An 18,906-nucleotide genomic window follows, 5' to 3' on the forward strand; every position below is an offset into this window, starting at 1 on the left:
TCGTGCTGAGTTATGGTCGTCGCCATGACTGCCGGGTCGGCGACACGCCGCGCACAGAACGGTCACCCGGCCGCGCAGTGATCATTCGGCGGGCCAGGGGCCCGCCGGCCTTCTTCACGAAATCCCATGTCACTACAGGGACGCCGGAAGGAGGTGAACACATGTCCCATTCGGAATCGCCGCAGCGCGGATGGCCGGAATTCGTCGCGGCCCACGCCCGGGGCGGAGTTCTCGAGGCCACCGTCGTGCGGATCGTGCCGTTCGGCGCGTTCCTGGAGATCGCTCCGGGAATTCACGGATTGCTGCACCGAACCGAGTGGTCCACCGAACCGCGGGTCGGTGCCACTCTGACGGTGCGCATTCTCGATATCGATCCCGAGAAGCAGCGAGTCGCCTTGGCGCACGCTGAATAACGCTCGGCACGGGTGTGCCGGGGCAGACTCCACCTGCCCCGGCACGATCCCAAGGCTATCCGGCCGGCGAAGCGTTCGCGGTGGATCGGTCCGGTGCCACGTCGGTCCGCGATCGGGGGTGGCTCCGGATCGGGTTCCTACGACGCCGGGGAGCGGCCTGCACCGGATCGGTGCGGGCCGACGCCGCAGCTGGGAACCCGTTTCGACGGGAATAAGATGATGTCGTCACCGCATGCGGTGTGCGGTCGGGACGTCCGCCTCGACCGCCGGGATCACGGTGAGACGCTGCAGGCAGGAGCATACTGACGCGATGGACGAATCGGGCGACCGAATCGTGGACACGGTCGAAGGCGCGGTAGCCCGGGTGGTCGGTGCCGGGACCCCGCAAGCCACGGGAAGCTTCCGGTTCTGGTTCGCCGATCAGCGGTGGGAGTGGTCGGACGAAGTCGCCGCGATGCATGGCTACGAGCCCGACACGGTGACGCCGACGACCGAGCTGCTGCTCGCGCACAAGCACCCCGAGGACCGGGATCATGTCGCCGAGGCGATCGAGAAGTCGCTGCGTAACGCCGAGCCGTTCTGCAGCCGTCATCGCATCATCGATACCGCCGGAGTACCGCACCACGTGCTCGTGCTGGGCGACATCATGACCGACAAGAACGGCACCGTGGTCGGCACCGCGGGCTACTACGTCGACCTGACGGTAACCATCGCCGAGGAACGCCAGGACCTGCTCGACGACACGCTGCCGCGGCTCGTCGAAGCGCGCGCGGTGATCGAGCAGGCCAAAGGTGTGTTGATGCGGGTCTACCGGATCAACGCCGACCAGGCCTTCCACGTGTTGCAGTGGCGTTCGCAGGAGACCAACGTCAAGCTGCGTGACCTCGCCGCCCAGCTCATCGCCGAGATCGACCGCCTGCCCCCGGCTCCGCCGGCGGTGCAGACCGCTTTCGACCATATGCTGCTCACATTGCACGAGCGTGTGCCGAAGTCGTAAGGGCACCCGGCGCGGATGCGCGCTATGAGCCGCGCAGCACGGCGCCGACCCCGTCGCGCAGGCCCGCCACCGCGTCGACCAGGACGATCTCGGCCCCGATAGACAGCGCGGCGACCGGAAGGGCCTCATCGGCGCGGCGCATCTCACCGGCCGAGCCGTTCGTGGCCGGGCCGATCAGGGGGTTTGGGGCGGATCCCGCCGGCACCGAGCGGTCGCCCAGCGCGATGCGGTCGAGCAGCAGCCGCTCGACGGTGGCGGCGCGCAACGCGCTGGTGGTCGCGGCCAGCCCGGCCACTGCGAGGCCGTCCGGGCGCTCGATCTCGGCGGTGAAGCGGTCGAGGAGCCGGCGGCGGCGCTGCGCCGCCACCCGGTGCAGGATCTCGCGTACTTCCACGTCGAGCGCTTCGGGATCCGAACTCGGCGTCAGGGTGCCGGATTCGGCGTCGACGACATCCCGGCCCTTCGCGTCGAACACCGCCCGCAGTTGCGCGCGAGCCAGGGCTTCTCCGGCGAGCACGACGACTTCCGCGTGCACGGTGTCGGCGAGCCGGTCCAGCTCGCCCGCGAACTCGCGGACGTTGCGGCGCGTCGTGTCCTCGACCCACCGCCGGATCGTGTGATGCGACCAGTGGTCGCGCCGAGGCTCCAGCACCGGATGGCCGGCGCCGCGGAGGGGCGGCGTCGCTTCGCTGCCGTGGCCGTCGAGTGCGTACAGCTCCGAGCCCAACCGGCCCACGAGGGCGACGACATGCGGTACTTTCTCCGCCTGCGCTTCGATCAGCGGCAACAGGTAGGGCAAGGACGATACCCGGACTATCTCGATGTCGGGCGGGCTCGGCAGGCGTTCGTCGGCCAGCACCTCGGTCTCATCGGCGATGAGCAGCCTGCCGCATCGCCCGCGCGCCGGCGGATGCAGTTCGATCGCCTGCGCCAGCAGCCGCCGGATGCGGGGCCGGGCTCCGCTGCGGTCGAGTTCGGCGTCGATCGAGCGCCAGCGCAGCTCGGTGCCGCGCGCCGCGTCTTCGGTGTCGTGGGAACTGTCGAAGCAGACCGATGCGAAAGGCCCGCGTTTGCGGATTATCCGGCGGAGGTCGGCCATCGTCATCCAGGTCTTCCCGGCCACCAACGCCCGCGCCGATGGTTGTCGCGGCCATCCGCGCCCACCCGGTGCGTGGGCCTCGGCGCCCGGATGACTTCGTCGTGTGTGCCGACGGATTCGGTTCGGTGAACCACATTCGGCGGGTACCCGGGCGTGTCGAGCCGAATCAGCGGACGCGGGTGCGCCGGCGCGGCGCGTTCCGCGTGCGGCGGACCGTCACACGGTTGGCGGCAAAGGATTTACGAAAGCCTCCGGGCCCGGCGGGCGTGGTGCGAACATCGCCCACTGAGGCCGGGCCAACCGTCGCCGTCGCGACCGCAGCCGCGAGGAGTAGGCGGCATGTGTTTCATCACCCGTCGCTTTTTCGGTTTCGGGTAAGAAAGCCGGTCGAACCGGTATTTCCACTGTTCAGCGCCGTAAAATATAAACAAGCGACCGATTGGTTTCCGGATCGTACACTGAAAAAACCGTTTGTTTCAGGTCTCCTGTGGTAAATGTTGGATGTATCGGATCGACAGCGCGGTCATCCGATAAACGGGGCGAGGAACCCGCGCTGCTCGACGTTCAGCCGATTCGAAGCGCTTTGTCGCGACACTACCGGCGCGCACGACACGAGGGCTCTCCGCAAGTATGTGCACGGCGACGTGCACCAGCGCAGAGGAACGTCATCGTGATCGAGAAACCCGAAGCGCCCGTCGCGGACGACGAAGAACGAGATCGGATCGTGTGGCCCGACCCCAGCCCGCTGAGCGGTTGGTGGGCCGAAGTCATGGCGCATCGCCGGATCACCCGGCCGCACGCCTCGACCGCCGACCCGCGGCACAACTGACGAGCCGCTGGTTCGTCGGATCCGCCACGAGATGCGGAAGGCCTGCCGCCGCCGGCCGGCAGTACGCCGACGGCGCGTAATTGCGGGCGTGCAGCGGTTATACAAACCGTGCCCGAATACCGGTTGCGCAGAAGTTTCCATGACATCGCTGTTCGCATGACGAATGTCGCTTGTGATGCAAACGGCGGGCCGGGACGATTCGACCGAACCCTGCGCGTTTACGGCGACATCCGCATTTTGCGGCATGCGAAACCGAAGACTCGCTCCGAGTTGGCTCGACTTTCCGAGGCTGTAGCGAATGACTCCACCCATGACCGCCCCGCGAATTCCGAGCAGGTCCGACCTGTGATTCGCAGGGTCGCCGCACCGTTTCCGCCACCGCGTCGGTGGCCGCCAATTGTTGCCAAGCGCTGTGAGCAGCAAGCCTTTTGGGTCTGCCGACATGATCGAGCTACGGCTGCGGCCGGGGCCACCGCGAGCGATGATCCGCGGTGTCGTCCCTATCCGCTCGGCGGCGGCTGACCGGCTTCGACGCGCGACCGCTCGGGTGTCGCGCTGAGCGGCTCGGCCAATTCCTCCAGCGACCGCCCTTCGGCCCGCACCCCATAGGCCAGTTCCACCAGACCGGCCGCGAACATGGCGAGCGCGCCGATGGTGAACGCCAGGGCTGTCTTGCCCGGCTCGCCGTCCGCGGTCAGCCCGGCGAACACCAACGGTCCCGCGACACCGCCGGCGACAGTGCCGATCGCGTAGAAGAACGCGATGGCCATAGCGCGGGTCTCCATCGGAAAGATCTCGCTGACGGTCAGATACGCCGCGCTGGCGCCGCACGACGCGACGAACAGCACCGCGGTCCAGCAGGCGGTGAGCGTCGTCGCGGTCAGGTAGCCCGCCGCGAAAAGCCATGCCGTGCCCAGCAACAGCACCGCCGAACCGAGGTAACTACCCGAGATCATCGGCTTGCGCCCGATCGTGTCGAACAGCCTGCCCAGCAGCAGCGGTCCCAGGAAGTTGCCGAAACAGAGGATCGCGAAGTAATAGCCCACCCGGTCGTCCTGGATGCCGAACGATCTGGTCAGGATCAGCGCGTAGTTGAACGTGATGGCGTTGTAGAGGAACGCCTGCCCGATGAACAGCGCCAACCCGAGCGCGCTGCGCCGCGGATAGTGCCGCACCATCACCGCCCCGATCTCCCGGAAGGAGATGCTGCGCCGCTGCCTGATCCGGATCCGGTGCTCGGAGACGTCGGCGAGCGAGGCGCCCGTGTCGTCCCGCACGCGCGCTTCGATCGCGGTGACCGAGCGTTGCGCGTCGTCCTCGTGACCGTGGATGAACTGCCAGCGCGGGCTCTCCGGCACATGCCTGCGCACCAGCAAGATGATCACGCCGAACACGGCGCCGAGCGCGAAGGTCAAGCGCCAGCCCACATTCGGCGGGAACAGATCGGTGTTCAGCGCGACGATGGACAGCAACGCGCCGCCGACCGCGCCGAGCCAATAAGTGCCGTTGATGACGATGTCGATACGGCCGCGGTACTGCTTGGGGATCAGCTCGTCGATCGCGGAGTTGATCGCCGCGTATTCGCCGCCGATGCCGAAACCGGTGAGGAAGCGGAACAGGACGAACCACCACATCGAGAACGACAACGCCGTCATGGCGGTCGCGAAAAGGTAGACCGCCAGCGTGATCAAGAAGAGTTTCTTGCGGCCGAACCTGTCGGTCAGCCAACCGAAGAAGAGGGCGCCCGAGCCGGCGCCCGCCACGTACATCGCCGCCGCGACACCGGACACCTGTGCGGCCGTGATGGCCAGGCCGCTTCCCGGTTGTGCCAGCCGGGCGGCCACGCTGCCGACGACGGTCACTTCCAGCCCGTCGAGGATCCAGACCGATCCGAGTCCGATCACGATCATCCAATGCCACCGTGACCAGGGCAGGCGATCGAGTCTGGCCGGGATGTCGGTCGATATGGTCCGCACGGGTCACCACCTTCGCGAGCTGACGGTCGGATACCCCGAGCTGCGGCGGCCAACCGTGCCGGTGGGCTAGGCTCGGACGCGAGTGAAACGTGTTCTAGAAAGCGGCCTGTCGATGAAGAGCATTTTTGCGCTGTGGGGCGTTGGTGACCTGCTCGCGGCGGACTTCGCCCCGCGCTTGGCCGGGGCCGCCGCGGTGCAGGCGAACATCTCCGACGCGGCGGTCGAGACGGCGATGCTGCGCATCACGACCTTCGACACGCCGGTGCAGGCCGTCATCAGCATCTGGTGGACCGACGGGCCGTGCGTGGAAGATGCCGAGCGGGTGCTGAGCGCGGTGGCCGAGCGAGTGGAGGGCTGGCACGTCGAGGAGGCGACGCCGATCCCGCCGCCGGTCACCGCCGCGCTCGAGCGTGCGCCGGGCCTGTCGAACGTCGCCTTCCTGCGCAAGCCGGACGACCTGTCGCATGCCGAGTGGCTGGATCGGTGGCGCAACCACCACACCGCCGTCGCCATCGACACCCAGGCGACCTTCGGCTACGTGCAGAACCTCGTGACCGGGCCCGCCACGGCCGGTGCGCCGGACATCGCCGGGATCGTGGAAGAGTTGTTCCCAATCGAGGCGCTGACCGATCCGCACGCGTTCTACGGCAGCGGCGGTGACGGGGCGGAACTGGCCCGCCGCATCGACCGTCTGATGGGCAGCGTCGCGACGTTCGGCGGCGACCGGAATCTGGATGTCGTTCCCACCAGCCGGTATCGGTTGCGCTGAGCGGTTCGGCGGCCGGAGCCCCCGTCGAGTGCGCCGTGCGGGCACGGAACGATCTGTTCGCCGCGCCGCTGCGGGCCCTCGGCACATCGGCGCGGCGATCGCGGCCTCGGCCGCTGTGCACCCATCATCGTTCGCGCTCACCCGGGCGGCGTTGTCCGCGCCGGCGAAATTCTTCGGCGTGGGGAATCGGTAATGACTGGTGCTCCGGCCCCGAAGGTGACAGGCTTAAGCGGTGACACAACCTCCGGATACTCAGGCGGCTGGGCCTGACCCGACGGCCGACAAACTCGACGCGGCCGTCTTCAAGGTCGCCGGCGTCGTGGTGCTCGGCGCGATCATGTCGATTCTCGACATCACCGTCGTCAGCGTCGCGATCCCGACCTTCCAGCGCGAGTTCGACACGAGCTACGCCATCGCGGCGTGGACCATGACCGGGTACACGCTGGCGCTGGCCACCGTGATCCCGCTGACCGGGTGGGCGGCCGACCGCTTCGGCACCAAGCGGCTGTACATCATGGCCCTGACCTTCTTCGTGCTCGGCTCCCTGCTGTGCAGCACGGCATGGAACATCGAATCGCTGATCGCCTTCCGCGTGATCCAGGGCCTCGGCGGCGGCATGCTGATGCCGCTGGGGATGACGATCATGACCCACGCGGCCGGTCCGCAGCGGGTCGGACGGGTGATGGCGGTGCTCGGCGTCCCGATGCTGCTCGGCCCGATCGGCGGCCCGATCCTGGGTGGCTGGCTGATCGAGAACTTCAGCTGGCACTGGATCTTCCTGATCAACCTGCCGATCGGCGTGATCGCCTTGACGCTGGCGTTCATCGTGTTGCCCAGCGACAGGCCTGAGCCGTCCGAGTCGTTCGACTTCATCGGCATGCTGCTGGCCTCGCCCGGCCTGGCGCTGTTCCTGTTCGGCGTCTCCTCCATCCCGGAGCAGGGGACCGTGCTCGCGGCGCGGGTGCTGATCCCGGCCGTCATCGGCGCGCTGCTGATGGTCGCGTTCGTGTTCCACGCCGTGCGCACCGAGCACCCGCTGATCGATCTGCACCTGTTCCGCAACCGCGCGCTCACCTTCGCGGTACTCACGATGGTGCTGTTCGCCATCGCGTTCTTCGGAGCGGGTCTGCTGCTGCCGACCTACTTGCAACAGGTGCGCGGGGAGTCGGCGCTACAAGCCGGTCTGCTGGTCGCGCCGCAGGGCATCGGCGCGATGCTCAGCATGCCGATCGCCGGCCGTTTCGTGGACAAGATCGGCCCGGGCAAGATCGTGCTGGTCGGTATCACGCTGATCTCGATCGGAACGGCCTACTTCGTCCAGCTCGACGCGGACAGCTCGTATCTCCCGATGATCGGCGCGCTGTTCGTCATGGGACTCGGCATGGGCTGCACCATGATGCCGATCATGACCGCGGCGATCCAGACCCTGACCCACCAGCAGGTGGCGCGCGGGTCGACGCTGATGAACATCGTCAATCAGACCGCGGGCTCCATCGGCACCGCGACGATGTCGGTGGTGCTGACCAACCTGCTGAACAACCAGCCGCTGGCGCGTCCGGCCATCATGGCCAACTTCGATCCCAGCCTGGCCGGCCAGCTTCCGCCCGGGGCCGTCGACACCGGTCTGCAGCAGGCCGCGGAAGCGTTCAGCCACACCTACGTGGTGGCGCTGGTGCTGATCGTGCTCACCCTGATCCCGGCGTCCTTCCTGCCGCGCACGAAGACGAAGAACCCGCAGGCGGCCGACGCGGCGACGGTGGTGCACGCCTAGCAGTCGCTCGTCCCGGGATCGCCGGTTCGTCCAGTGGTCCCGGGGCCGAAGCGATCTTCGGCGGGTGACGGCCGAGGTCAGCCGTACAGGGCGATGAAGCGGTCCAGAGAACGTTCGATATCGCCTTTGACCGCGCGGGCCACACCGGATCCGATCGGGCCGAACAGCGGCGCGCCGCCGAGTTCGATGTCGACGGTGACTTCGGAGCCGGAGCCTTTCGGGGCGACGAGCAGTTGCAACCCCAGTTTGGTGCCGCCTTTGCCCGCGCCGGTGAGTTGCAGGCGGCGCGGTGGCTCGGCGGCCCGCACGGTCCAGGTCACCCGGTTGCGCAGACCCTTCACCGAGGCGATGCCGACCAGTTGGGTGCCGACGGTCAATTCGGCGGGAACCTCGCCGCGCCACGCTTCGTGCATGGTCAGCCATTGGCCGAGTTCGGCGAGGTTGGAGGTGTGCGTCCAGGCGTCCTCGGGCGAGATCGGAACGTCGACCGAGACCTTCAGCTTTGCCATGGGCGCATGGTATCCGGCTCCGGTGGTCTGCTCGGTCGCGCGGGCGGCCGGTTCGGGCGGGCTCGCGGCGTCGAGGTGAACGCAACCTCGCGGAATCGAATTCGAGAACCCGCCAATACATTTTTTCGCAGCGGCAGCGAACGCTCATTCGGCCTGCTCAGCGCGGCCGCCACGGCCTCGGCCCGCCACCGCGCGACCCCGCCGATTCCGGCGCTGGTCCGCGGCGCGGGGCTGTACGCAGGGCAAATGGTCCGCGGGATGCGCGGCAGCCCAACATTATTGCGCAGCTATGTCGCGATCTGCGGCACCTATCAGCCCAGTTCCGGGAATCCGGAAAGTGTCGATGGGATCGGCGGAGACTTCGTCGGAATGCTGCTAATGTGCGGATGGTCGGATTCTGGTTACCCGTTCGGACACGATCCGGGCGGTCGGCGATTGACATGTAATCGCCTGTCCTGCGGGCACTGTGCGGTAGGCGCTCTCCGTGAGCGCCGGTGCCGTCGCGGGGTTTCCGGTACTCCGACGCGGACCCCACCGACCGGTCCGTTCATGGTCGGCAGGCGAGGGAAGGCGAGCGAAGCAGGATGGCAATGGGCCGATTCCTCGAGACCAGTCAACGACGAAAGAACTGATGAATCAAGATATCGCCGTGGTGCTTTCATGGATCCTCGCCGCCGCTTCGGTGATCGCCGTAGCGGGGGCGTTGTACGCAGTACAGTATGCCAGAACTCAGCGGGCCAAGGCCGAGGCTCTGGCCAGGGAACAGCGCGCGACAGAGGACACGCTCGAGCGGTTCGCCGCCACCACGCTACCCGCGGTGGCCGAGTCGATCCGCGGGTTCGAGTCGCAGGTGCCGCCGGTCGAAGTCCAGGCCGGCATGGAGAATTCGCGGCTCGCGCAGATCCTGCGGTGGATCGCCGAGCGGTACGCCGACGATCTGAGCCTGATGCGCTCGGAGACCAGGGACCTGACCAACAACGAAGCGCAGCAGGCGATCAAGGCGGCCGAGGAGACCGCGCGCGGCGAGGTCGCCGCAGCATCGCGCCAGGCGACCAGCGCCGCGGTCCGCTCGTTCGGCACCTCGGTGGTCAGCCTCGGCGCGGACGTCAGCCAGGTGGTGAGCGCCGCGCTGCGTGAGCATCGCGACGACGCGGTGTACGAAACCCTCACCCGCATCGACCACACGGTGCAGCAGATGATCCGTCAGGCGCAGTCCTACGTGATCGTCTGCGGTGGTCTGCCCGGACGCCGCTGGCCCGCGCAGACACTGACCGACGTGGTCGGCGGCGCCATCGGCCGTGTCCGGGAATACCTGCGGGTGCGGCCCAATCAGCTCGACCGTGTCGTGATCAGCCGCGCGGTGGAACCGCTCGTGCACACGCTGGCGACCCTGCTGGACAATGCGTTGCGGTACTCGCCGCCGACGTCCTATGTGGACGTCAACTTCCAGGAGGGTCACCACGGAGTCACCGTCATCATCGATGACGCCGGCGTGCGCATGAACGCCGAGCAGATGGAGGAGGCCCGCCAGGTGCTCGCGCACGAGCGGCCCGTCGACATCCACCAGCTCGGCCCATCGCCGAAGGTCGGCTTCCCGGGCATCGCCGCGTTGGCCCGCCGCTACGGTTTCACCGTCTACATCGACGGCCCGAACGTCTACGGCGGCATGCGCGCGATGGTCTACATCCCGGAGTCGCTGCTGGTCTCCCCGCAGAACGTCCAGGAGGTCGCGCCCGTGACCGAGGCAAAACCGGAGCCGGCCACGGTTCCCGCGCAGGACGCGCCGAGCGAACAGCCCGGCGAGAACGAGCCGGCGCTGTCGGTGAGCGAGATCACCAGCGGCGGGCTACCCAAGCGGCGTCGCAGAACGGTCGCACTCGCCCCGGTGGGGCCGCGCACCGAACCCGGCCTCGCTCGCCCCGAGATCGCCGCAGCTTGGCATACCGGCTCCAAGAGCGGCCGCGCCGCCGCATCTGATGACACGGAAGGGATGACATCCTGATGGCCACACCCGTGACCGACAGCAGCAACAAACTGGGCTGGCTACTCGAAGATCTCAGCATCACGGGTGTGCGGTTCTCGGTGTTGCTGTCCGACGACGGCCTGCGGATCGCGCACTCCACGGGGATCGCCCGCGACGAGGCGGAACGCTTCGCCGCGGCGGCCTCCGGCCTACGTTCGCTCGGCAAGGCGCTCGGCGAATTCTGTGGCGACGCCACGAACGGCGTACGGCAGAACATCACCGAGTACGACCAGGGGATGATCCTCATCACCGCGGCGGGTGAGGGCGCGCTGCTCGGCGTTGCGACCACCAACGACATCGACGTGGGCCTCGTCGCCCACCGGATGAACGAGCTGGCAGGCCGGGTCGGACGCGAGCTCGGCAGCCAGCCGCGCAGGCGCGTTGACGGTAGCGAAATCGCATGATCGAACGCAGCGAGCGAGTCAGAGGTACTGCGCCGCTGGGCAGCACGGAGCCGACTGAGAGCGAGGTGCCGTCGTCATGAGCAAGCCGCGGCGCGATCCGGACCTGGTCCGGGCTTATGTGCGCACCGGGGGGCGTACGCGCCCCACTCGCGAGCTGGACCTGGTTACCTTGGTCCTGACCGCCAAAGATCCGCTCCCCGGCGCGTCGCCCGATGCGCGCCGGGTCATGACCCTGTGCAGCCGTCGGGGTGCGCTGTCGATCGCTGAGATCGCGGCGTACCTCGACCTTCCGCCGTCCGTTGTGAAGATCGTCGCGTCCGATCTCCTGGATGGTGGACACCTGGTCACCCCCACCCCGGCCGAGTCCCTGCCGGAGATCGCTCTGCTGGAGGAGGTACTCAATGGGCTCCGTGCTCTCGCCGTCTGATCGCGCCGTCGATTACGTGCCGGAGACCGTGACCCGCTCGGTGAAACTGCTGGTGGCCGGCAACTTCGGTGTCGGCAAGACCACGTTCGTGAGCAGCGTCTCGGAGATCAAGCCGCTGCGCACGGAGGAGACCATCACCGAAGCCAGCGTCGGCGTAGACGACATGGCGGGGCTGCCGGGCAAGTCGCAGACCACGGTCGCGATGGACTTCGGCCGCATCACGCTCAGTCCCAAACTGGCGCTCTATCTGTTCGGCACTCCGGGCCAGCAGCGTTTCGTCCCCTTGTGGGAGGAGCTGGCCCGCGGCGCGCTCGGCGCGCTGGTGCTGGTGGACACCCGTCGCATCGAGAAGTCCGACGAGGTCCTCTCGGTGCTGGAGGAACGCGGCGTGCCGTATTCGGTGGCCGTCAACCAGTTCGAAGGCGCCAGGCCCTACCCGCTCGACGAGGTGCGCGATGCCCTCGACCTGGAACCCGGCACCCCACTGACGTCGCTGGATGCCCGGGACCGCGGCACCTGCCTGCGTTCGTTGATCACACTGGTCGAATTCTTGTTCCACCGTTTGGAGTCTCGCGTTTGACCGCGCCACAGTCCTCTACCCACCCCACGCACCTATCCGGCGGCGCCTGCCCGGTCGCACACAGATCGCCGGTCGACACCGCCGGTCCGAGAATTCCGCTCTACCACGAGGGATTCGCGGCCGACCCACACCGGATCTACCGGGAAATGCGCAGGCGCCACGGTTCGCTGGTCCCGATCGAACTGTCGCCGGGGGTGCCCGCCACGCTGGTGATCGGCTATCAGGAAGCCGTGCGGATTCTCAACGATCCCGAGCATTTCTCCGCCGATCCGCGCGTCTGGCAGAAGAACATCCCCGAGGGCTCGCCCATCCGCCCGATGCTGGAGTGGTACCCGAACGCGCTGCGCAACAGCGGCGCGGCGCACGCTCGCTACCGGGGTGCGTACGTCGCGAGCCTCGACGCCATCGACCTGCACGAGGTGCACTCGATGGTGGAACGCCTCGCCATTCCGCTGATCAACACCTTCTGTGCGGCCGGGTCCGCCGATCTGGTCGCACAGTACGCGTTCCCGCTCGTCGTCGAAGTGCTCAACCGGGTCGTGGGCTGTTCCGCGGAACTGGGGCAGCGGGTCGCGACCGGCCTGGCGATGGTGTTCGACACCGTGGAGGCGGCCAAAGGCATGCAGATGCTCTCCGAGGCGCTGATGGAGCTGATCCACCAGCGCCGTGCGGAGCCGGGCGACGACCTCACCTCCCGGATGGCGCAGCACCCGGCCAACCTCGATGACGAGGAGATGCTGTCGAACCTGATCGGCCTCTACGGCGTCGGAATCGAGCCGCAGCAGAACCTGATCACCAACACCTTGTTGCTGATGCTCACCGACGACCGTTTCGGCGGCGACATGCTCGGCGGCGCCCTGTCGACGCGAGACGCGCTGGACGAGGTGTTGTTCGACGACCCGCCGATGGCGAACGTCTGCATCACCTACCCGCGCCAGCCCATTCTGATCGACACCGTCTGGTTGCCCGCGCACCAGCCGGTGCTGGTCAGCCTGTCCGCGTGCAACAACGATCCGACGATCCGCGGCGGTGACCGCACCGGCAATCGCTCGCATCTGGCGTGGGCGGCCGGACCGCACGCCTGTCCCGCCAAGTCCGTCGCGTCCGTGGTCGTCCAAGAAGCCATCGACCAGCTTCTCGATGCTCTCCCCGAAATGCGGCCGGCCCTGCCCGCGGATCAAGTGGTCTGGCGCCCGAGCCCATTCCACCGGGCGTTGGCGGCACTGCCGGTTGTCTTCCCTCCGTCCACTCCGTTGATCATGGTGTAGGGAGAAGCGTCTTCCCCTCCAACGGCCATTCCGAGCTGCCGGTGTTGCCGGAGGCGGCGGAGTAGGTCGGCCTGGAAAGCATCTCGATCCCACCCCGGCACGGCGCTCGGGGGTCTGGTGCCGGGACGGGCCGCCCGCGTATCCCTCGCGGATACGCGGGCAGAGGTGTGACACCGCAGGCGTGCGCACGCGGAACCCACCCTCGTGTCGGTTCGGTGTACGAGATATGCTGTGCTGCAGCAAAATACGGCTCAGAGTCGAATTCGCCTGCCGGTGCTCTTCCGGAAATCCGGTCTTGCGGGTTTATGCGCCGCAGCCCGAGGTAGTGCGGCACCCTGGCCGTACCGCTTTGCGGCGAGCCTACCTCGCCGCTTCCGATCCAGAAGGAGGTTGCCGCTCAGAGGTCGTCGTGCACGCAGCTGCTGCGGGTGTGCGCCGGCTTGTCACCGATTCCATGCTTCACGTCGGCCTACGCCGTCGCGGCGCGCCCGCGCCGGTGATCGCGTTCGTCGCATGTTCGTTCCTCTGGAGTTTCGTCTATTGACCACGCCACACTTCCCGACGTCCACTTCTGTGAATGGATGCCCGGTCTCGCACGGCTCGCCGATCGACACCAGCGGTCCCCGTTATAAGTTGTTCACGCAGGAATTCGCGGAAGATCCGCATCAGGCATACCGCGAAATGCGCCGCCAGTACGGTTCGCTCGTTCCGGTCGAGCTGTCGCCGGGCGTACCCGCCACCTTGGTGATCGGCTACCATACCGCACTGCGCATCCTGAACGATCCCGATCATTTCCCGGCCGATCCGAGGGTCTGGCAGAAGGGCATCACCGGCGAGTGCCCGATCCTGCCGATGCTGGAGTGGCGGCCGAACGCGCTGCGCAGTGCGGGCCCCGAGCATCTGCGCTTCCGCCGTGCGAATGTCGCCGGCCTCGCCGGGGCGGACCTGCACGCGCTGCACGGAACCGTCGAGCAGATCGCCATCCCGCTGATCAACGCCTTCTGTGAGGACGGCGCGGCGGATTTGATCAGCCAGTACGCGTTCCCCCTCAGCTTCGCGGTACTCAACTCGATGCTCGGCTGCACACCCGACATCGGCCAGCGGATCGCGACCAGTATGGCTGCCCTTTTCGAGGGCGTCGACGCGGACAAGAGCAACGCGATGCTCACCGAAGCGCTGTTCGAAATCGTGCGGATGAAGCGCGCGGACACCGGCGACGACATCACCTCCAGGCTGTTGCGGCACGAAGCCGGGCTCGACGACGCCGAGATGATCCATCAGTTGGCCACGCTCTACGGTGCGGGCATCGAGCCGATGCAGAACTTGATCGTCAACACGCTGCTGCTGATGCTCACCGACGAACGCTTCGCGGGAGACTTTCTCGGCGGGAGCCTTTCGACCCGGGATGCCCTCGATGAGGTGTTGTTCAACGACCCGCCGATGGCGAATTTCTGCGTGAGCTATCCGCGCCAGCCGATGCTCATCGATGATGTCTGGCTACCCGCGCACCAGCCGGTGCTGATCAGCATGGCGGGATGCAACAACGATCCCGCGATCGGCGTCGGGCAACGCACCGACAGCCGTGCCCATCTGGCGTGGGGTGCGGGACCGCACGCCTGCCCGGCCCAATCGGCCGCGTACCTGGTGGTCCAGGACGCGATCGATCAGATCCTCGACGCGTTGCCCGAGATGCGGTTGGCCGTGCCGCCCGGTCAATTGAACTGGCGGCCGGGGCCGTTTCATCGTGCGCTGGTGTCCCTGCCGGTCGTCTTTCCGAAATCCCCGCCGCTGACCGTCTTCTAAGGAGTCACGATGGACACTCAACCCCTAGTGCTCGACCCGACCGGCGCCGACATCCAGGGCGAGTCCGCGCGTATTCGTGCGCGCGGGCCGGTTGCCCTCGTCGAATTGCCGGGTCGCGTGCGTGCGTGGTCGGTCACCGACGCCGACGTGCTCAAGCGGTTGCTGGCCGATCCCCGGGTGTCGAAGGACGCCAAGCAGCACTGGCCCGCGTTGATCGGCGGTGAGATACCACAGGACTGGCCGTTGTTGCCGTGGGTGGCAGTGAACAACATGTTCACCGCGTACGGCGCCGATCACCGCAGGCTGCGCAAACTCGTCGCGCCCGCCTTCACCCACCGCCGCACCCAGGCGATGCGCCCGATGGTCGAACAGATCACCGTGGATCTGCTCGACACGCTCGCGGCGACGCCGGCGGGCGCAGCGGTCGATCTCAGGGAAGGTTTCGCCTACCCGCTGCCGATCCAGGTCATCAGCGCGTTGATGGGCGTTCCGCAGTTCCTGAATCCCGGGCTGCGTCGATGCGTCGACGGGATCTTCGATACCGCGTTGGGAGTCGAGGAGGCCCAGGCGAACTACATGGAGATGTACCGGATCCTCGGTGAGCTCGTCGCGTATCGGCGGGAGACGCCCGACGACGACATGACCAGCCTGCTGATCTCGCACCGGGACGAGGAGGACGGCTCGCAGCTGACCGAGCAGGAGTTGATCGACACGCTGCTGCTCGTCATCAGCGCCGGGCACGAGACCACGGTGAACCTGCTCGATCAGGCCATCTTCGCGCTGCTGACCCACCCGGACCAACGTGCGGAGGTGACCGAAGGGCGTGCGGCCTGGAGCGATCTGATCGAGGAGGCGCTGCGGTACCAGGCGCCGGTGGCGCACCTGCCGCTGCGCTTCGCCACCGACGACATCGAGATCGACGGCCTGCGCATCGCCAAGGGCGAACCGATTCTGGCGTCCTACGCCGGTGCGAACCGCGATCCGAAACTGCACGGCCCCACCGCCGACGAGTTCGACGTGCGGCGAGCAACCAAGGAACATCTGGCCTTCGGCTACGGGGCGCATCACTGCCTGGGCGCGCCGCTGGCGCGGCTGGAAGCCGAGATCGCGCTGCCCGCGCTCTTCCAGCGCTTCCCGAACCTGCGCTTGGCGGCCGATCCCGCCGAACTCGGGACCGTGTCCAGCTTCATCTCCAACGGGCACATCAAGCTGCCGGTGTACTTGGCAGCGGATTAGCGGCGGACCCGCGCCTCCCGTCACGGCCGGAGGCGCGGGTCAGCGCAAGGCGTCGACCGGGTCGGACGCCGCGGCGGGTGTCCTGGCGCACCGGCGCCGATCCGGTCGGCCGGAGCGCGGATCGGTGATCCGGGCCTGGGGAGGGCCCGCGCGGTGTTGCGTGCCTGGGCACGATCCGTGCCGCCGAACCGCGGCGGGGCCAGCGGCAGAAATGCGCTCGCAATGTGGCGACCGCCACCATGGATTTCCGGTGTCGGCACGGAAGTCGTTGTGGTGGACTATCATCCACGGAAATGTAGATCGGAAAGAGCTGATCTACCCGGCCGTCGGATGGGTACCCCACCCTGGCCGGCGTCGGCGTCTCAGACGACTTGCCGCCGCGGTTGTAGGGTGGGCGCTGCTCGTCCCGGCATGTTTGCGCGACGGTCGCGCGGGCATCCGGGGAAGACGCCGCATCACGCTGGGAGGACCGATGGCTACCGAAGACCGGACCGCAGTGTTCGACGCGGTGGTCGCGGCGGCGGACTATCCCGTGTTGCTGGTCACCGTGCAGGCGGACGGCCAGCGCGCTGGTTGTCTGGTCGGCTTCGCGACGCAGGTCAGCATCGAGCCGCGCCGGTTTCTGATCGGCCTGTCCAAGAAGAACTACACCTATCGGGTCGCGCAGCACGCCGACCGGCTCGCGGTGCATTTGCTCGGCACCGATCAGCTCTCCCTGGCGCGACTTTTCGGCGGGGAGACCGGCGACGACATCGACAAGTTCGTGCACTGCGACTGGGACGCCGGTCCCGGCGGCATCCCGGTGCTCAGCACGGTGCCCGGCTGGTTCATCGCTCGCATCCGCGACCGGTACGACCTCGGCGATCACGTCGGTATGCTGCTGGAACCCGAGGACGGCGCCGTGCTGCGGCCCACCGCGGAGACGCTGCACTATCACTCGGTGGCGGATCTCGTTGCGGGCCATACCGTCTGAGCAGGTTCTGCGCCCCGGCCCGTCGCAGCTCACCGCGTTCGTACCACCGGACCACAGCAGAGGCACGTCGGCGCGACGGCCCCGGGAGGCGAAAATCGACGCCGACGGCTCGCGCCTCCAGCCGCAGCGGATCGCCGAATCCCCCCGCGGGCGGGCGGTCGCCGGACCGCCACTCGAGCGCTATCGCGGCGAGCGCCGGTTGCGCTCCGGTGCGGTGTGGTTGTCGAGCAGGAACGCCGACATCGCCGCGGCCACCGCGGCGGGCTGGTCGAGCATGGACAGAACGTACGCGTCGTCGATTTCGACCAGCCGCGCCGCGGGAATGAGTTCCGCGAGCCGGCGGCCGTGCTCGCGCGGCATCACCTTGCCCGCCGAAGACCACAGGATCAGCGCGTCGCCGCGGAAGTTCCGCAGTGCTTCGGTATCGGCGATCAATTCGTGTTTCGGGAACGCCGACTTGGTGTAGGCGAGGAGATCCCGCCGGATCCGGGCGTCGCGTAGCCCCGGCTCGGTCCAGCCGTGCACCAGCGCGTCGGACAACGGGCGCCGCGCCATCCAGCCGAACAGCAACGGCGAACGGCGCAGCCACCGAACGCGCAACTGCCGCAGCGCCAGCGAGATACCGCCGGGGAGACGCGCGGCGACGGTGGCCATCTTGCCCGGTAGACCGGGGGGAAAGTTGTCGAACGCCTCGCACGGCAGCACGATCAGCCTGCCGACGCGTTCGTCCAGCCCGTAGGCGGTGAGGAACAGCGCACCGCCCCAATCGCTGTGCACGAGCGTGACCTCGCGCAGGTCGAGTGCGGCGAGGAAATCGGCGACCAGGTGATTCAGGCCGCGCAAGCTCAGGTCGACGCCGGGGCGCAACGGCAGTGGATGGGCGCCGAGCGGCAGATCCGGCAGCACGTACCGGAAGCCTCCGGGCAGGGCGTCGAGCACCTCGTCCCAGAGCGTGTGGTTCATCAGCAGGCCGTGCAGCAGGACGACCGGCGGTCCCTCCCCGCGCTCGACGTAGTGCACCCGGCCTGCCGGGAGTTCGATCACGGGCATGTCCGCCTCCATCCGAGCGATCGCTCTAGAGTATTTGCTCTAGTCTGGGAGGGTGGCCGAGAAAATGTCAACCAGCACCCGGGAACGGCTGATCACCGCGATGGCCGAGCTGCTGCGCACGCAGGGCTACGCGGGCACCAGCGTCAAGCAGATCACCGTCGCCGCTCGCGCCCCGATGGGATCGCTCTATCACCATTTTCCCGGCGGCAAACCGGAGCTCGCCGCCGCGGCGCTGCGCACGTCGGGAGCCGCGTACCTCCAGTTGCTCCCGTTGCTGTTCGACGCCCACGACGACTTGCGCGAAGCCATCCCGGCCGCCTTCGCGGCGGCCGCCGAACAGATCGAGCACACCGGCTGGATCAACATGTGCCCGGTCGGCACGGTGGCGGGCGAGGTCGCCGACAGCGAACCCGTGCTACGCGATGTCGCCGCCGAAGTCATCACCTCCTGGATCAGCGAGGGCACCGACTACTTCATCCGCCGCGGCTTGTCCGCCGCGGACGCCCGCGACCTCGTCCTCGCCGTTCTGACGAGCCTCGAGGGCGCTTTCGTGCTCAGCCGCACGCTGCGCTCGACGGAACCGTTGCTGGCGGCGGGCCGGTTCTCGAGCGCCCGCATCCAGCAGGTGCTGGCCGGGGTACGCGTACCTCCGCCTTCGCTGCGGCCATGCGCGGACTGAGGACGGACTACGTCCGGCGGCGCCTATTATGCGTACCTCCGCCTTCGCTCCGGCCATGCGCGGACTGAGGACGGACTACGTCCGGCGGCGCCTATTATGC

The 18,906-nt window shown here is 67.8% G+C and carries 18 protein-coding genes; 14 read left to right on the plus strand and 4 right to left on the minus strand.

Annotated features, from left to right (window positions below; all coding sequences use genetic code 11):
• Positions 1–161 precede the first annotated feature (161 nt).
• Both ACT89H_RS04550 and ACT89H_RS04555 read left to right on the plus strand, forming a co-directional pair.
• Complete coding sequence (locus ACT89H_RS04550) at positions 162–413, plus strand: S1 RNA-binding domain-containing protein (protein WP_445107172.1); 252 nt, start codon at positions 162–164, stop codon at positions 411–413.
• 310 nt (positions 414–723) lie between these two features.
• Complete coding sequence (locus tag ACT89H_RS04555) at positions 724–1,410, plus strand: PAS and ANTAR domain-containing protein (RefSeq protein ID WP_445107173.1); 687 nt, start codon at positions 724–726, stop codon at positions 1,408–1,410.
• A 22-nt stretch (positions 1,411–1,432) separates the two neighbouring features.
• Here the strand turns inward: ACT89H_RS04555 and ACT89H_RS04560 are convergent, their stop codons facing one another.
• Positions 1,433–2,515, minus strand: coding sequence for a baeRF2 domain-containing protein (locus tag ACT89H_RS04560; protein WP_445107174.1), 1,083 nt, complete (start codon positions 2,513–2,515; stop codon positions 1,433–1,435).
• Positions 2,516–3,179: 664 nt separating this feature from the next.
• Between ACT89H_RS04560 and ACT89H_RS04565 the strand changes: the two genes are divergently transcribed.
• The gene (locus ACT89H_RS04565; RefSeq protein ID WP_157114807.1) at positions 3,180–3,338 is read left to right on the plus strand and encodes a hypothetical protein; all 159 of its coding nucleotides are present in this window, start codon (positions 3,180–3,182) and stop codon (positions 3,336–3,338) included.
• A 500-nt stretch (positions 3,339–3,838) separates the two neighbouring features.
• Here ACT89H_RS04565 and ACT89H_RS04570 read toward each other — a convergent pair whose 3' ends face one another.
• Positions 3,839–5,314, minus strand: coding sequence for an MFS transporter (locus ACT89H_RS04570; protein ID WP_445107175.1), 1,476 nt, complete (start codon positions 5,312–5,314; stop codon positions 3,839–3,841).
• A 112-nt stretch (positions 5,315–5,426) separates the two neighbouring features.
• Here ACT89H_RS04570 and ACT89H_RS04575 point away from each other — a divergent pair, with 112 nt between their 5' ends.
• Together ACT89H_RS04575 and ACT89H_RS04580 are read left to right on the plus strand one after the other, a co-directional pair.
• Complete coding sequence (locus ACT89H_RS04575) at positions 5,427–6,083, plus strand: EthD domain-containing protein (RefSeq protein ID WP_445107176.1); 657 nt, start codon at positions 5,427–5,429, stop codon at positions 6,081–6,083.
• A gap of 232 nt (positions 6,084–6,315) precedes the next feature.
• Entirely contained in the window at positions 6,316–7,854 is a 1,539-nt protein-coding gene (locus ACT89H_RS04580; RefSeq protein ID WP_445107177.1) for a DHA2 family efflux MFS transporter permease subunit, read from the plus strand.
• 77 nt (positions 7,855–7,931) lie between these two features.
• Here ACT89H_RS04580 and ACT89H_RS04585 read toward each other — a convergent pair whose 3' ends face one another.
• A complete protein-coding gene (locus ACT89H_RS04585) occupies positions 7,932–8,363 on the minus strand; it encodes a type II toxin-antitoxin system Rv0910 family toxin (RefSeq protein WP_445107178.1) in 432 nt (143 codons plus the stop codon).
• A gap of 631 nt (positions 8,364–8,994) precedes the next feature.
• Between ACT89H_RS04585 and ACT89H_RS04590 the strand changes: the two genes are divergently transcribed.
• The 8 genes from ACT89H_RS04590 (at position 8,995) to ACT89H_RS04625 (ending at position 17,077) form a co-directional block, all read left to right on the plus strand.
• Positions 8,995–10,365, plus strand: coding sequence for an ATP-binding protein (locus ACT89H_RS04590; protein ID WP_445107179.1), 1,371 nt, complete (start codon positions 8,995–8,997; stop codon positions 10,363–10,365).
• Positions 10,365–10,790, plus strand: coding sequence for a roadblock/LC7 domain-containing protein (locus tag ACT89H_RS04595; protein ID WP_445107180.1), 426 nt, complete (start codon positions 10,365–10,367; stop codon positions 10,788–10,790). The genes ACT89H_RS04590 and ACT89H_RS04595 overlap by 1 nt, the downstream gene beginning before the upstream one ends.
• 76 nt (positions 10,791–10,866) lie before the next feature.
• Positions 10,867–11,217: a DUF742 domain-containing protein gene (locus tag ACT89H_RS04600; RefSeq protein WP_445107181.1), complete on the plus strand. Its 351-nt coding sequence runs from the start codon at positions 10,867–10,869 to the stop codon at positions 11,215–11,217.
• Complete coding sequence (locus tag ACT89H_RS04605) at positions 11,192–11,797, plus strand: GTP-binding protein (RefSeq protein WP_445107182.1); 606 nt, start codon at positions 11,192–11,194, stop codon at positions 11,795–11,797. The genes ACT89H_RS04600 and ACT89H_RS04605 overlap by 26 nt, the downstream gene beginning before the upstream one ends.
• A complete protein-coding gene (locus tag ACT89H_RS04610) occupies positions 11,794–13,065 on the plus strand; it encodes a cytochrome P450 family protein (protein ID WP_445107183.1) in 1,272 nt (423 codons plus the stop codon). Before ACT89H_RS04605 ends, ACT89H_RS04610 begins: the two co-directional genes overlap by 4 nt.
• Before the next feature lie 513 nt (positions 13,066–13,578).
• Positions 13,579–14,868, plus strand: coding sequence for a cytochrome P450 (locus tag ACT89H_RS04615; protein ID WP_445107184.1), 1,290 nt, complete (start codon positions 13,579–13,581; stop codon positions 14,866–14,868).
• A gap of 9 nt (positions 14,869–14,877) precedes the next feature.
• Positions 14,878–16,104 carry a cytochrome P450 family protein gene (locus tag ACT89H_RS04620; RefSeq protein WP_445107185.1) on the plus strand — a complete coding sequence of 409 codons (1,227 nt, stop codon included), beginning with the start codon at positions 14,878–14,880 and terminating at the stop codon, positions 16,102–16,104.
• A gap of 472 nt (positions 16,105–16,576) precedes the next feature.
• Positions 16,577–17,077, plus strand: a complete 501-nt coding sequence (locus ACT89H_RS04625) for a flavin reductase family protein (protein WP_445107186.1) — start codon at positions 16,577–16,579, stop codon at positions 17,075–17,077.
• A gap of 180 nt (positions 17,078–17,257) precedes the next feature.
• On the opposite strand, the gene ACT89H_RS04630 is transcribed toward ACT89H_RS04625, so the two are convergent.
• Positions 17,258–18,127, minus strand: coding sequence for an alpha/beta fold hydrolase (locus ACT89H_RS04630; protein ID WP_445107187.1), 870 nt, complete (start codon positions 18,125–18,127; stop codon positions 17,258–17,260).
• Positions 18,128–18,191: 64 nt separating this feature from the next.
• Between ACT89H_RS04630 and ACT89H_RS04635 the strand changes: the two genes are divergently transcribed.
• Positions 18,192–18,806, plus strand: coding sequence for a TetR/AcrR family transcriptional regulator (locus tag ACT89H_RS04635; protein WP_445107188.1), 615 nt, complete (start codon positions 18,192–18,194; stop codon positions 18,804–18,806).
• Positions 18,807–18,906: the final 100 nt, after the last annotated feature.

The organism is Nocardia aegles (assembly GCF_052545135.1).

Coding starts and splice junctions, on each gene's coding strand:
- ACT89H_RS04550 (WP_445107172.1), top strand. CDS start 162: ATGTCCCATTCGGAATCGCCGCAGCGCGGATGGCCGGAATTCGTCGCG.
- ACT89H_RS04555 (WP_445107173.1), top strand. CDS start 724: ATGGACGAATCGGGCGACCGAATCGTGGACACGGTCGAAGGCGCGGTA.
- ACT89H_RS04560 (WP_445107174.1), bottom strand. CDS start 2,515: ATGACGATGGCCGACCTCCGCCGGATAATCCGCAAACGCGGGCCTTTC.
- ACT89H_RS04575 (WP_445107176.1), top strand. CDS start 5,427: ATGAAGAGCATTTTTGCGCTGTGGGGCGTTGGTGACCTGCTCGCGGCG.
- ACT89H_RS04585 (WP_445107178.1), bottom strand. CDS start 8,363: ATGGCAAAGCTGAAGGTCTCGGTCGACGTTCCGATCTCGCCCGAGGAC.
- ACT89H_RS04590 (WP_445107179.1), top strand. CDS start 8,995: ATGAATCAAGATATCGCCGTGGTGCTTTCATGGATCCTCGCCGCCGCT.
- ACT89H_RS04595 (WP_445107180.1), top strand. CDS start 10,365: ATGGCCACACCCGTGACCGACAGCAGCAACAAACTGGGCTGGCTACTC.
- ACT89H_RS04600 (WP_445107181.1), top strand. CDS start 10,867: ATGAGCAAGCCGCGGCGCGATCCGGACCTGGTCCGGGCTTATGTGCGC.
- ACT89H_RS04605 (WP_445107182.1), top strand. CDS start 11,192: ATGGGCTCCGTGCTCTCGCCGTCTGATCGCGCCGTCGATTACGTGCCG.
- ACT89H_RS04615 (WP_445107184.1), top strand. CDS start 13,579: ATGTTCGTTCCTCTGGAGTTTCGTCTATTGACCACGCCACACTTCCCG.
- ACT89H_RS04620 (WP_445107185.1), top strand. CDS start 14,878: ATGGACACTCAACCCCTAGTGCTCGACCCGACCGGCGCCGACATCCAG.
- ACT89H_RS04625 (WP_445107186.1), top strand. CDS start 16,577: ATGGCTACCGAAGACCGGACCGCAGTGTTCGACGCGGTGGTCGCGGCG.
- ACT89H_RS04630 (WP_445107187.1), bottom strand. CDS start 18,127: ATGCCCGTGATCGAACTCCCGGCAGGCCGGGTGCACTACGTCGAGCGC.
- ACT89H_RS04635 (WP_445107188.1), top strand. CDS start 18,192: ATGTCAACCAGCACCCGGGAACGGCTGATCACCGCGATGGCCGAGCTG.